General features: G+C 60.3%; 14 protein-coding genes. 6 read left to right on the forward strand and 8 right to left on the reverse strand.

The window, feature by feature from the left end:
• Positions 1–160: 160 nt before the first annotated feature.
• The 5 genes from J2W23_RS25830 to J2W23_RS25850 form a co-directional block, all read right to left on the reverse strand.
• Complete coding sequence (locus J2W23_RS25830; protein WP_307650770.1) at positions 161–493, reverse strand: hypothetical protein; 333 nt, start codon at positions 491–493, stop codon at positions 161–163.
• Positions 494–910: 417 nt separating this feature from the next.
• Positions 911–1,138, reverse strand: coding sequence for a hypothetical protein (locus J2W23_RS25835; protein WP_307650771.1), 228 nt, complete (start codon positions 1,136–1,138; stop codon positions 911–913).
• Complete coding sequence (locus J2W23_RS25840; protein WP_307650772.1) at positions 1,135–1,902, reverse strand: hypothetical protein; 768 nt, start codon at positions 1,900–1,902, stop codon at positions 1,135–1,137. The genes J2W23_RS25835 and J2W23_RS25840 overlap by 4 nt, the downstream gene beginning before the upstream one ends.
• A gap of 18 nt (positions 1,903–1,920) precedes the next feature.
• The gene (locus J2W23_RS25845) at positions 1,921–2,838 is read right to left on the reverse strand and encodes a DNA adenine methylase (protein ID WP_307650773.1); all 918 of its coding nucleotides are present in this window, start codon (positions 2,836–2,838) and stop codon (positions 1,921–1,923) included.
• A complete protein-coding gene (locus J2W23_RS25850; RefSeq protein WP_307650774.1) occupies positions 2,831–4,336 on the reverse strand; it encodes a hypothetical protein in 1,506 nt (501 codons plus the stop codon). The genes J2W23_RS25845 and J2W23_RS25850 overlap by 8 nt, the downstream gene beginning before the upstream one ends.
• Before the next feature lie 291 nt (positions 4,337–4,627).
• Here J2W23_RS25850 and J2W23_RS25855 point away from each other — a divergent pair, with 291 nt between their 5' ends.
• The 4 genes from J2W23_RS25855 (at position 4,628) to earP (ending at position 10,134) form a co-directional block, all read left to right on the forward strand.
• Positions 4,628–5,830, forward strand: a complete 1,203-nt coding sequence (locus J2W23_RS25855; RefSeq protein WP_307650775.1) for an MFS transporter — start codon at positions 4,628–4,630, stop codon at positions 5,828–5,830.
• Between the two features lie 53 nt (positions 5,831–5,883).
• A complete protein-coding gene (gene dkgB / locus J2W23_RS25860; RefSeq protein ID WP_307650776.1) occupies positions 5,884–6,705 on the forward strand; it encodes a 2,5-didehydrogluconate reductase DkgB in 822 nt (273 codons plus the stop codon).
• Positions 6,706–6,724: 19 nt separating this feature from the next.
• The gene (locus J2W23_RS25865) at positions 6,725–7,705 is read left to right on the forward strand and encodes a TIGR03571 family LLM class oxidoreductase (protein ID WP_307650777.1); all 981 of its coding nucleotides are present in this window, start codon (positions 6,725–6,727) and stop codon (positions 7,703–7,705) included.
• Between the two features lie 128 nt (positions 7,706–7,833).
• The gene (gene earP / locus J2W23_RS25870; RefSeq protein ID WP_307650778.1) at positions 7,834–10,134 is read left to right on the forward strand and encodes an elongation factor P maturation arginine rhamnosyltransferase EarP; all 2,301 of its coding nucleotides are present in this window, start codon (positions 7,834–7,836) and stop codon (positions 10,132–10,134) included.
• Between the two features lie 65 nt (positions 10,135–10,199).
• On the opposite strand, the gene J2W23_RS25875 is transcribed toward earP, so the two are convergent.
• Positions 10,200–10,418: a hypothetical protein gene (locus tag J2W23_RS25875; RefSeq protein WP_307650779.1), complete on the reverse strand. Its 219-nt coding sequence runs from the start codon at positions 10,416–10,418 to the stop codon at positions 10,200–10,202.
• Between the two features lie 361 nt (positions 10,419–10,779).
• On the opposite strand from J2W23_RS25875, the gene J2W23_RS25880 reads away from it, so the two are divergent.
• Positions 10,780–11,412 (forward strand): DUF5701 family protein, encoded by a 633-nt coding sequence (locus tag J2W23_RS25880; RefSeq protein ID WP_307650780.1) that lies wholly within the window; start codon positions 10,780–10,782, stop codon positions 11,410–11,412.
• Positions 11,413–11,431: 19 nt separating this feature from the next.
• Here J2W23_RS25880 and J2W23_RS25885 read toward each other — a convergent pair whose 3' ends face one another.
• Complete coding sequence (locus tag J2W23_RS25885; protein WP_307650781.1) at positions 11,432–12,010, reverse strand: YceI family protein; 579 nt, start codon at positions 12,008–12,010, stop codon at positions 11,432–11,434.
• Between the two features lie 98 nt (positions 12,011–12,108).
• Here J2W23_RS25885 and J2W23_RS25890 point away from each other — a divergent pair, with 98 nt between their 5' ends.
• Complete coding sequence (locus tag J2W23_RS25890) at positions 12,109–12,735, forward strand: DUF1579 family protein (protein WP_307650782.1); 627 nt, start codon at positions 12,109–12,111, stop codon at positions 12,733–12,735.
• 58 nt (positions 12,736–12,793) lie between these two features.
• Here J2W23_RS25890 and J2W23_RS25895 read toward each other — a convergent pair whose 3' ends face one another.
• Entirely contained in the window at positions 12,794–13,351 is a 558-nt protein-coding gene (locus J2W23_RS25895) for an RICIN domain-containing protein (RefSeq protein WP_307650783.1), read from the reverse strand.
• Positions 13,352–13,388: the final 37 nt, after the last annotated feature.

Raw genomic sequence — 13,388 nt, forward strand, 5'->3', positions numbered from 1 at the left:
TTCACCTTCAAGCATGTTCGACACCTTGTTGCACCACAAGAAACGTAGGATAGCAATCGGAGCGGCTGGTCAAGACGACTTCGCCGGTCGCATACGTTTGTTTGATGCGAGTGGCCGGGCTGCGAGAACGCGTTGGCGCCTCGCCGGTGCCCGGCCGCCGCTACGTCGCCGAGGGCAGGCTGCTGCTGCCGCTGACTTGCAGCGCCATCAGCGCCCGGCGCATGTCGCCAGCGGCTGCGTTGACGGCGTCGATGCGCGCCACGAGCGCTTCGTTGAGCAGGCCGAGCAAGGCGCTCAGTTCGCTGCGGGTGGGGGCGAGCGCCTCGCTGTCGTTCGGGGCGCCGGTTTCGATGAGCTTTTCGAACGCGGTGTAGGCGCGCAGCACTTCGTTGAGGTTTTCGGCGTCGTCGCAGGTTTGGATTGCGAGGGTGTCGAGGGTGGGGGATGTGGGATCAGCGCGTGATTGCGCGGGTGTGGATGCGGATTCAGCCATGTGCGGCCTCCCAGGGATTTTTGATTTGCCACAACCGCCGCACCCGCTTCCAAACGGTGGCGGCGGCTCGAACAGGTTGGAAGACCGGAAAACCCCTGAAGGAAACCGGCAGGGCTCGCGCCCTCCCGTCCGAGCCGCCTAAAAAAGCAGCGCGAACGAAAAAGCCGCAGACCATGTGCGGGTCCTGCGGCTTTCGTCGCAGGGGTTTTGTCGGGCTTCCAAACCCGATCGCGCTTTTTTTGCGCGACAAGCCAGTATATCTACTAGGACGCCATCAATCGAATAAGGCAGCCGCGAAAGCTATAGAACACAGTAGCTTTGACCATAAGCGTCGCGGATAAATTTCATGAGACAAAGAAGCGCGCATGCGCTGTCAAATACTTCAACGCAAAAGCAGAAATGACTTATCTCGCAGATTCAAAGCAAATTATTGCTGCGCGATTTTTCCAAAATATTTGACGAAGATACCGCAACAACTTTGTCTTTGATTGGCTGACTGTCGATAATACTTTCGCTGGTTGAGGTAAGTAATGCAGTGCCCGCCCGAGAGAGTTCTAATCGCTCCACATGCACTACAGCACCTTTTTTTGATTCAACGTGGGAATGTGCAATAACTTTAACTCGGCGACCAATAACGGTATTCATTTTCCGTACCTTTCACTTACATATCGAGTGACACCGGCGCATGATTCGAGAATTGCAGACTGCACTGCTTCGTCAGTAAACAAGCCCTGAGCTTTCGCGTCCAAGTAGATCACTCCCAACGCGTGATGTCCACTACCATCCAATACAGGGATCGCCATGGATGACATGCAGTCCGTCGAAAGTTTGGCCGCGTCTGCTGGCGTGTAGCTCCATTCCGCCTCCAAAGCGCGACGATAGCTCGCTAGATTTTCGTCTTGCCTATGCATCGTATGAGGTTGTTTGGTTCGAATGCAGAGCCCAGTTATGCCAGAACGAATAGAGAATTTTCGCCCCTCTCCGCCGCCTGCGCCACCGACATAGGGCACGATTTGCTCTATGAGCTGCGCATCGTCCAAAGGAGGAACAACGCGGTGAAACGTAACGCGTAATGCGCTGCTCTTATCTTGTGGATCAAGACCACACGCGTTACCAGCGCTTGCTTGCAGGACCCACAATGCGGCCTTAAGGCCATCATGATCGCGCTTTGCAGAAGCCTCTCGATCCTGCTCTCGTGCATGCGCGATTTTTACAGCTGACGCTATCAACAGCCATAAAACCGCCCCTGCAGATAAATATCCCAGCAAAATCGTTTCGGGCTGAAGCCAAAAACGATATGCCGCAATCCCTGCAACTATAAGAGGAGGAATACTCCCGACCGCCTCTACCAGCCATTTTTTATTCAGCCAGCTGGGGCGATCTATTCCGGGAATGTGCTTTACAGCCATTTTTGCTTTCGCACCTTGCTAACTGACGGCGACACCGACGTCAGCGGTGTGTGAGGAGAATTTTTGCCACGGCTTACGATACCTGGACGTGCCGGCCGTCATATCCGGGGGAACGAGTCCTTCTGAAAAATAAACCAGTTCGATCCCGCGCTTTGCATTTCCGTGTGCGCTATACGGAAAGTCCATCTGCACCTCATCGCCTCCTCCATAACACTCACGCACAAGTGAGTGATCATCGTAGGAAACCATCCATGGCCTTTTTAGATTACTTCGGACCCACAATGCTAAATTTCGATGATCTTCAGCGTTGTAATGATTGAGGTAAAGGCCGGGGCCTTTTTCAACATACGGAGGATCTAGATAGACCAACGTTTTCTCAGGAAAACTCTGCTGATTGTTGGCCAAAAACTCCATCGCATCGAGGTTGTAAATCTTAATCCTAGATCGCAATTTGCCAATCGCCCTAATCCTTGCAATCAAATCTATTTGATTGTATCTGGCGTTCAGCTTCCACAGTCCAGCTTGATTTTTACCACCAATCACTCCCGCTTCAAGTATCCCAGATCGGTTGGTACGATTCAAAAAGAAGGTCGCAAAACCTAGGTCTAATGAGTCCGATTTTTCACGGGTTTTATAAATAAATTTTTGCGCGTGCCATGTATCCATATTACACGGCGTGGTTTCAATTCGCTCACAAAGCTCGTCCGTACGATAGACCGCACTGTGCCAAAATGAGTATACAGCCGGGTCGAAGTCATTGATATGAATAGCACTGACCACGTAACTGAGAAGAAGCTCTATGGCGACAGCTGCCCCGCCGCAAAATGGCTCCACATAGTGCGCGTCATAAAGCTGATTGGTTTGAATTAGCTTTTCAACGTACGGTCTTAACCGAGCTTTACCCCCGGGGTATCGAAGCGGAGTTGCGTTAGCCATGAGCTTTATTTTTTTCCACAGCTTGAGCGTTTGCGTAAATTCTTTTCCACAAAAGATCCATTCCGCCGCCCAAATTATTCCATGATGCCCGAATGTGGTCCGGACTGATTACGCTTAACGCACTATGTGCTGCTTCGCACAATTGATCGTAAGTACTACTTGATGCTTTAAAAGATTTTGCCAACTCTTGTCGATTTGCTGGGTCCGTGGCATGGGAATTTCCCAAAAGATGGTTTGCCGCTTGCTCAATATTTGTTGATTTATTGGTCGTTTTTTTGGCGCCAATCGAATCCAAATATATCTCCGCAGTCATTTCCTGCAAAGATCTAAGGAGCAATGCACATGCGTAGGGCGCGTCGGCCACAGGTACCTGACCTTTCAGCTCATTAACGATTTCTCGGCATTTGAGATTCGTGACTGTTAGAAGATCTTTTTTATCAATGAGGTACTTTGAATCTCGCTTCTTTCGCACACCGGATGTTGCTGCGGCGGGTGCTCCTGCAGGAGCGGCGGCGGCTGGCGGCTTCGCGACTTTCGAAGCCGCGCCCTCTTCCGCCCCCTGTGAACCATCTCCAGTCTGCTTTGTAGAGTCAGCACTTGTCGTCGCGTCAGCCCCACCACCTTGCGATTGATTTGGAGCAGTCGAAGGTGCAGGAGGAGTTGCCGAAGGAGCGGGGGGAGGTCTGATTGCCTCCTCTACTTCGGCGAAATAGGCCTTCATATTCTTCGCTTCTGCAAACTCGTCGCGTGAGTGCACTCGACCACTTACGACATCTGACGCTAGCTTTGATAGGGCAGCGTAAGCCCGCTGTTTGTTGTCCAAGAGTGAGAACGAGCTCTTTCCAAGCACGAACCCGAAACGATCCTGGTAGTCCTTTGTGCTCGCAACACGCTCAAAGTTGGTGATCGCGAATTGACTGCTAGCTAGCTGGTTTGCAACGTCGAGGTTCAACGCGTTGTCATCGCGAAGTTGCTCAAGGCACTGCCAACTGCCAGTCCGATCAAATCGCGCGACCTGCAGCGCGGACCATGCACTTCGACCAGCGCCTGCGTTCTCACCTGTGTGGCGCAAGCGAATGAAATGTGTCGCGGAAATCCTGTCATCGAAAATCGCGACATCGACCTCTGCGGGCCAATGATCTTTGAAATCTTTCTGAAGCCTTTTGATGCGCTGTTTCAGCGATCCGCTGAGACCAATGTCGTCTCTATCCACAAGGGCTGGCTGCGAAAGTAAACGTAGGCTCGTAAGACGACGGTTTCCGTCAACAACGATGTACCGCCCCTCCTCCGTTTCTGAGCGGATCACATAGAGGCGATCCCCAGGATCAAGCTCACCCTTTTGGCAGATATCTAAAGCTAACGCGTAGATTTTTTCGCCCTCTTTCTCGACCGCGATCAAGCTTCGCATTGCGGCTGTCTGATTTTCCTCAGAGTTGGTTCGCGGATTGGCTGTGTCTAGGTCAAGCTGTGACACGGCAACAGTTGCTTTTAAGGCCATTAGGTCTCTTTCTGGTTCAGGCCCAAGGTTGCGTTGCCCCCTTGTGGGCTTGGTCCTACTCCGTTTCGGTTTGTATCACGCGCTGTAGCTGAGAACAGTGGCAAAAACGAGGGGCTATATCGGTCATCTTCCGTCAGGGCTCTCCGTGCGAGTGCGCCCCAATGTGACTCCTTCATCAGTTCTGTGCTTTGTCTTACTCTTGCTCTCATCGCAACTATCTTCTGCCCACAACCCCATTTATCCGCAAAGGTATCCACAAGACACTCCTCCTAACCCATTCAGGAGTGCCTCATGCCAATCGCCCTACTCGCGCTGACCCTCAGCGCCTTCGCCATCGGGACGACCGAGTTCGTCATCGTTGGCCTCATCCCCACGGTCGCTGCCGACCTGGGCATCGGCCTGCCCTCGGCGGGCCTTCTCGTCAGCCTCTACGCATTGGGCGTCGCCATCGGCGCGCCGGTGCTCACCGCCCTCACGGGCAAGCTGCCGCGCAAGGCGCTGCTGCTCGGGCTCATGGCGCTGTTCACGGTCGGCAATCTGCTGGCGTGGCAGGCGCCGAGCTATGAATCGCTGGTGGCCGCGCGCATCCTCACGGGGCTGGCGCACGGGGTGTTCTTCTCGATCGGCTCGACCATCGCCACGGGCCTCGTGCCCAAGGAAAAGGCGGCGAGCGCCATCGCGATCATGTTCACCGGGCTCACGGTGGCGCTGGTCACGGGCGTGCCGCTGGGCACGTTCATCGGGCAGCACTTCGGCTGGCGCGAGACCTTCCTGGCCGTGTCCGCGCTGGGCGTGATCGCCTTCGTCGGCAGCTGGATCTTCATTCCCAACAACATCCGCCACACGGCGCCGGCCTCACTCGCGCAGCAGGCCAAGGTGCTGGCCGAGCCGCGCCTGTTGCTGGTGTATGCCAAGACGGCGATTGGCTACGGCGGCTCGTTCATTCCGTTCACGTTTCTCGCGCCGATCCTCACCGACGTGTCGGGCTTCAGCGCCGGCGCGGTGGGCTGGGTGATGCTGGTGTACGGCGTGTCGGTGGCGGTGGGCAACATCTGGGGCGGCAAGCTGGCCGACCGCATGGGGCCGATTCCGGCGCTCAAGATCATCTTTGCGCTGCTGGCTGCCGTGCTGCTGGTCTTCAACTTCGCGGCGCCGCACAAGTGGCTCGCGCTGGTGGCGGTGCTGATGTGGGGCGCGGTGGCGTTCGGCAACGTGCCGGGGCTGCAGGTGTATGTGGTCAAGCAGGCCGAGCGCTTCACGCCGCAGGCAGTCGATGTGGCCTCGGGCCTGAACATCGCGGCCTTCAACCTGGGCATTGCCCTCGCAGCCTGGGCCGGCGGCCTGATCGTGACGCACCTGGGCCTCATGCACACGCCCTGGATCGGCGCGCTGGTGGTGCTGGTGTCGCTGGCCCTCACGCAGTGGAGCGGCACGCTGGACCGCCGCGCCGGGATTCCGGTTCGCGCCTCGGGGCCGGTGCCGGTCGGTCACTGATTGATCTGATTTCTCTCTCTTCTTCTTTTTCAACGCACAAGGACAACTCGACCATGACAACGAACAACGCAAACACCATCCCCGCCTTCGGCCTGGGCACCTTCCGCCTGCAGGGCCAGGTGGTCATCGACTCGGTGAAGAACGGCCTGGACGTGGGCTACCGCGTCATCGACACCGCGCAGATCTACGGCAACGAAGCCGAAGTGGGCCAGGCGATTGCCGAAAGCGGCGTGGCGCGCAACGACCTCTTCATCACCACCAAGATCTGGACCGACAACTACGCCAAGGCCAAGCTGGTGCCGAGCCTGAAAGACAGCCTCGCCAAGCTGCGCACCGACTACGTCGACCTGACGCTGATCCACTGGCCCTCGCCCGGCAACACAGTTTCCGTCGCCGAGTTCATGGGCGCGCTGGCCGAGGCCAAGGCGCTGGGGCTCACCAAGCGCATCGGCGTGTCGAACTTCAACATCGCGCTGATGAAGGAAGCGATTGCGGCCGTGGGCGCGGAGAACATCGCCACCAACCAGGTCGAGCTGCACCCGTACCTGCAGAACCGCAAGGTGGCCGAATTCGCCAAGAGCCAGGGCATCCACATCACCTCGTACATGACGCTGGCCTACGGCAAGGTGATTGCCGACCCGGTGATCGAGGCGATTGCCAAGGCGCACAACGCCACCACCGCGCAGGTCACGCTGGCCTGGGCGATGCAATTGGGCTACGCGGTGATTCCGTCGTCCACGAAGCGCGCGAACCTCGAAGGCAACCTGAAGGCGCAGCAACTGAAGCTGACGGACGCCGAGATGGCGCAGATCGCAGCGCTCGACCGCAACGAGCGGCTCACCGACCCGGCCGGCCTGTCGCCGGCGTGGGACTGATCGATCGACGGACCGCGCCATGCAAGCACTTGAACATCTGGTCGCCACCCACGGCAGCGGCCCGAGCATCGGGCTCGAGCTGCCGCTTGACAACGACTGGTCACCCGCGGGCGACACCGCCCGCCGCGCCGCCGGCAGGCCCTTCGGCGTGCCCGACATCGCACAGCACGCGCGCCTCGCGAAGCTGGCCGACAAGCTGGGCTTCCGTGCCCTGTGGGCGCGCGATGTGCCGCTGTACGACCCGGCCTTCGGCGATGCCGCGCAGGTGTTCGAGGTGTTCAGCTACCTCGGCTACCTGGCTGGCGTGACCGAGCGCATCTTGCTCGGCACCGCCGCCGTGGTGCTGCCGCTGCGGGAACCGGTGCTCACGCTGAAGTCGGCCGCCACGGTCGACTACTTGAGCAACGGCCGGCTGATGCTGGGCGTGGCGAGCGGCGACCGGCCGGTGGAGTACCCGATCTTCAATCGCGACTACGCCTTGCGCGGCGAGCGTTTTCGGGAGCAGGTGGCGATGGTGCGCGACTGGGGCGCGGCGGCGTTGCCCGAAGGCATCGCGCTGTTGCCGCGTCCGCAACAGAACCCGCTGCCGCTGCTGGTGGCGGGCCTCGCGCAGCAAACGCCGGACTGGATCGGCACGCACATGGACGGTTGCCTCGCCTACCCCGGCACGCCGGAAGACCATGCGCGGCGTTCGGCGCAGTGGCGCTCGGTGGCGGGCGAACACAAGCCGTATGTGAGCTTCATCCACCTCGACCTGGCGGACGATGCCGATGCGCCGCTGGAGCGCCATCGCTTCGGCGGGCGCATGGGGCGCCATGCGCTCATCGCCGAACTGGCCGCGCTGCATGCGGCGGGTGTGCAGCATGTGGGGCTGCATCTGCGGCGCAACCGGCGGCCGGTTGCGGAGACGATGGAAGAGATTGCGCAGTTCGTGCTGCCGGTGTTCCATGCGGAGGCCGACGTGCGCCGGTCGGAAGAAGACGACGCCGTTGCGGCCTGAACACAGCTGGCGGGGCCTGGTTGCTGGCAGGACAAGGGCTCCCAACAGCCTGATGCCATCGCGCCCACGTGTGGCAGGATTCGCCCCGACGCGCTGGTGCGTACTGGACGAGCGGGAGGGGCACACACATGATCTTCGACATTTTCTGTTCCGTCGATGGCAACCGGGACCGCTGGGCGCTGTGCTGGCGACTGGGGCGCGACCTGGCACAACGCGAACACACCGTGCGTCTGTGGATCGACGATGAACACGCGAGGCGCGAAATAGGCTGGCGCGAGGTCGGAAACTTTCCCATGTATTCGGAAAATTCCAGGCAGTGGTACGACGGCACCAACGCCGCGCGCGGCTCCTTGGACCCACGCAGCAAGATCCAGGTGAGACCTTGGCCCACGGAAGGCAAGTGGCTCCTCAAGCGGCGCCCTCCCGACGTGATCATCGAGACATTCGAGTGCGGGCTGCCTGGATTGGTAGTGGAAGAAATACTCCGCTTCCCGACACGGCCTGTGTGTGTGGCCTTGAATTCGTTCTCGGCCGCCACTCGTACCTATTCGAAAAAGAAGTCCGGTGTTCGATCAGGCTTGAGCAGCCTGCCGGAAACGCAGGTGCACATCCTCAACGCGGGCCTTTCAGAAGGCGGCGTGTTGTGGGGCACCGATTCCGAGCAAGGCGTTTTTGACGTCGCGAAATGGAGAGCTTGGTTCGTAGAAGGCAGCCTGGGCAGGCCCCTTGAGCCCGGAGAGCGCGTGATCAGCATGTGCGCATCCACCAATGCGCAGGCGCTCAAGGAGCTCTATGCCATCCTGGAGCGCGACACCGTGCCCTCGGTCATCCTGCGCCCAAGATGCGATCCCGTCGATTGGCGCTCTTGGGCGCTCGGTATCGAGCCAGGGCCGCGAATAAGCGAGCGGTCCCTCGATTCGTTATCACAGGATGATTTCGACGATTTGCTGAAGGGGTGCGACATCAATTTCGTCTGTGGGGAGGCGTCAGTCACAAGGGCATGGAAGTCTGGCCGCCCCTGGATTTGGCAAGAGCTTGCCGGCCCTCATGCCAAGGGACCCGATGAATCCGGCGAACTGCTGCGCCAACTGAATGCACCTGCCCAATTGATCAACCTCCATTCGTGGTGGAACGGCAGGCCGCATGCGGTGCCTGTGGTCGGCGACCTCTTTGATCAGAGCCTGTGGCCCGACGTTCGTGGGGCGCAAAAACAGAACGACCTTGTTGTCAAATTGCTGGGCATCTTGTCTGGCCTGGTGGTGGAGCCCGCAGCAAAAAAGAAGCGCGCAGTACGCCCCGACAGCACCTCGAAGGAGGGATCGCGGGAAGTCTTGCTACCTGGTCCTGGATACGACATTCGAGAGGAAGTGCTCGAAGGCAAGATCCTGACGATTGGGATGGGATCTTTTGTCGATTCCTTTCACAAGACCGTGCTGCGCAACTGCGAGTTGCGCATCGTCAAGACGACACGTCAGTCGCTGAACTTCGTAGCGACGTTCGACGGATGCGACATTCGGCCGAAGACGCCTCTGAAGCACAAGCAGATGTGGGACACCATCTTTCTGCGCTGCAATTTCCGCGGCCACTACATCGGCTGTGACTTCGGTTCACGGCGCGAGAAGGGCGAAGGTCGTGCCGAAGAGTGTGATTTCTCGGCTTGCAGATTGCATCTGACTGAATTCTTCGACTGCGAATTGCCGCGCCTGAAACTACCCGGTTGGCCTCACGTCTATCTGATCAGCGATTCCAGCGGCACATGGACCGCTGATTGGGGCAAGGCATCAGCGTCGCTGCCGCCGCGAATCGCCTCGATGCACGAACTAGGCTCCATTCGGGACGAGTCGATACTGGCCATTCACCTGCCCGATTTCGATCTCGATCCGGAGGCGGTCTGGCCTTTGATTCAAGACATGAAATATGCCTGGTTCCCGGGGAAAGACGACAAACCGCGAGCCTCCGCGCAGGCCGTGTTTTCGCTCGGCGAGCAGAACGAATCGAAGAAGCGCCAACGTCAACAGGATATCGAACGTGTGTCGATCTGGAACCTGCTGCATCGCTCGTGGCTGTGCAGCATCCAGAAGCAGTCGGACGGCTCGCTCGAACTCCTGTTCGATACCTCGTTCTTCAAGGCCAAGGTTCCTGATGCGCCGGAAAAGGTGCTGGTGCGACTGAAAGATGGAGCAGCCATTCATCGCAGCGCGGCCGACGCGAACGACTCGCGTGAGGCGAGAGGAGCCATCGAAAAATTCATGCTCATGGGCGTCGGGTGCGAAGGCGACGACATCGTCTTGAAGCCGCACCGCAAGGAGCGAGGACAGATCAAGTTGAGTTATGCGTCCTATGAAGTGTTCGAAGGCAACGGTACCCCCATTGCAGGCGGCGAGCTCAATAGGGTTGCGCAAAGCTACTGGACCACACTGTCGGCGTAACACGATCGACAGAGGCGACATGCGCCAGCCGAAAGAAGACAACGCCGCCGCGGCGTAAGTGGTGCCTACTCGGCCGCTACCGGGCCGGTCTTCTTGTGCGCGGAGATGGCGGCAGGCTTGATGAGCAGGGCGTTCAGTGCATCGCACTCGGACTTCAGTTCGGCCGCGACCTGCTCGGGCGCTGCGCGCAACTCGACGATGTCGCGCTCGCCGACACAGTGGCCGTCCAGGCGCACATAGATACGCTTGAAGTCCCCGCCGAGCGCCCTGGCCACGTCACTCAAGCAGTCTGCGAGGGTGGGGAAACCGCCATCCTTGTAGGAACTCGGGGGTATCACGCCCTTCGAGCGCGGCGCCCTCACGGAATAGGCAAACGTCGCGCCCTCGCCCCGCAGCTCCACGACGGGCTGCAGGATGCGTGGAGCGTCCCCAGTGCTTTTCATGGGCGCAGTTTAAGTGCGTCGGGTGCGGGGTGGAACCTCGGCGGCTGGCTGGTCTCTTGCGGGCCGGCGCGGCGGCTGCGTGCCTGCCGCAGGCTTGTTGCGGCGGGTCAGCGAGAGAAACCGTCCGCGGCGCACGGCCTTGCCGCGGATGCCGGTCTTCGATGCCACAGAATGGCGCCCCTTCAAAACAAGAGGAGACGCGTTGAAAGCCTTCGAAGACCAGGTCGAGCGTTTGGTGGCACTCGGGTATCCGGCGATGCTCGGCTGCACACCCGGTGAATTCCGCGAGCGCCTCGATGCGTTGCGCCCCCATGTTCCCGCAGAGGCCCCGGCATTGGATGTGGAACAGGGAACCGTCGGTTGCCTGCTGGTCGTGCACTGCGCGGCCGCACCGGTGGACAAGACCTTGCCGCTCGTTGTTCGCAACGGCCATGCGGCGATCGAGCGGCTGTTTCCTCGCACGCCCGATTTCTTCAGGCCGCTCCCGTCGCTGGCCTTGCCGTCAGGGCACGCCTATCTGCTGCTCGATGTCGACCGGGGCAACGGCTCGCTCAACGCGGTGCCGAAGGAGGCCGAGGTACGGATCGCGGCCGATGGCAGGACGCCGCTCACGCTCGAAGAAGGCACAGCATTGCTGACGCAGTACCCCGAGTTCCTGCAGCCCAACCGCTGCTTCATGATGCTGGGCTCGCGCGGCGACGACAAGCGTGTGCCGGCGCTCTGGCTCAGCGGCAAGCAGCCGAAACTGGGCTGGTGCTGGGAGGGCAACCCGCATACGTGGCTGGGCTTCGCTTCGTGCGGCGGTCGGTCGCCGGGCGTGGCTGTTCTCGAATAGAAGGTCGGGTGCCAGCAACTCACTCGGCCTTGAGCGCCTCGACCTGGATGCGCAACGTGACGTCGGGCTTGAAGCCCCACTGCGGCTGGTAGTCGAGCCCAAAGGCGTCGCGCTTGAAGCTGCCCGACACATCGGCGCCGCAGTAGTCGCGCTTGAACATGGGGTGCGGAATGCACTTGAACGAATTGATCTTGAGCGAAACGGGCTTGGTCACGCCATGCATCGTGAGCTCGCCGGTCACCGTGGTGGGCGCGCCGTTCCTGAAGCCGCCGAGCTTGCCCTTGTAGGTGATGGTGGGGTACCTGGCCGCATCGAGCTGCTCGGGGCCGGCGACGTATTCGGCGACCTTGGCATGGCCGAAGTCGATGCTGGCGGTGTCGATGCTCACCTCCACCGTGCCGGTGCCCGCGGCCTTGTCGAGCAGGACCTTGCCGCTGGTCTTGTTGAACCGGCCGCGCCACACCGAGATGCCCATGTGGTCGGCCTCGAAGCTCGGGTAGGTGTGCTCGGGGTCCATTTCGTAGGTGGCGGGTGCCGCCACCGCGCTCGCACCGAGGCAGAGCGCGCAGAGAGAAAACAGAAGTGTGCTTTTCGTCATGGCGGGTTGTCTCCATTCGTGAAACCGGGCGCGCAAGCGTAGCGGACAAGCACGGCGCGGTGTGCGAGGATCGCGGCCGCTCTGAAGGAACACACCCCATGCGCACCCGCATCGCCTCCGGTTTCCTCGTCGCATTGCTCGCGGGCACTGCATCGCTTTGTGCGATGGCAGCCGACCCGCCGCCGCAATCACTGCCGCCGATGGTGCAGCGCGCGCAACCCGGCGCAGGGCAGCGCGCATTGCAGCCGCTCGCCGGCACATGGAAGGTCGAGAAGAGCCTCTTCGTCGCCATCGGCACGCCCGACAAGCCCGCGCGCGGCGAGGGCATGACGACCAAGCGCGAGTGGATCGGCGACGGGCGCTTCCTGCACGACGTGACGCAAGGAAGCTTCAACGGCCAGCCGTACTTTCGCGCGGGCTTTCTCGGCTACAACAACATGGATCAGCGCTACGAGTGGGTGACGGCGGACAACTTCACGCCGACGCTCATGGCTTATCAGGCGCGCAATGGCAGCGGGCCGAACGTGAGCGGCCAGCCTATCGACATGAAGGGCCAGTTCACCGACCTCGGGATCACGGGCGAAGCGAACGTGGGCAAGAACATCCCGATGCGCACGGTGATTCGCATCGAGAGCGAGAACCGGCATGTGTTCGAGATCTACTTCACGCCGCCGGGTGGGAGCGAAGTGCTGGCGGACCGGATGGTGTTCACGCGCGCGCCCTGAGCCTTGCTTTTTTTCTTCGCGCGTGAACTCCGGCCCCTCCCCTTTCCGCCCTCGCGTGTCAACCCAGCGGCAGGAGCGGCACGAACCCCCATGCCTGTTTCTCGAACTCGATGAAGCTGATCGGGCCGGCCATCGCTGGCGCCGCGGACTGGTCGCCGGAGAGCTGGATGACCATGGGCGTCTGCGAATTGCTCGAGTGGGTCTTGCTCTGGATGTACCAGTAGCCGAGTTTCTCGGTGGACTGGAGGCACCAGAGTTGGTACTCGGTCTGCTTCGGGTCCTTCGGCGCCATGAACAGGGGCCTGGGCTCGAGCGGCAGGTTCGGCTCGATCGGCGTGTACGGCTCGAGCGTGACGACGAAGTCGGTGCTCATCTTCGTCTGCAGGTACCACCACCCCGGGTTCTCCGGGCCGGCGGCAACGAACATCCATTGCTGGTTGCTGGTGTTCGGCGTATTGCGCGGATAGCCAATGACCTTGGTGCCCGAGGCGGTGTTGTTCTGGAACACATCGAGCACATAGTGGCTTCCGGCCAGGTGCCGGATGGCGTAGGGGCCGAGGTCCAGCGGGCCCATGGTCGGCGTCGCCGGCGAAACATCTTTTTGAAGGGTCGACATCGTTGCTCCTTGAGAGGAATGCGTACGTTCGTGGAAT

The sequence above is a fragment of the Variovorax boronicumulans genome (assembly GCF_030812215.1).
Taxonomy (GTDB): Bacteria; Pseudomonadota; Gammaproteobacteria; order Burkholderiales; family Burkholderiaceae_C; genus Variovorax; species Variovorax boronicumulans_C.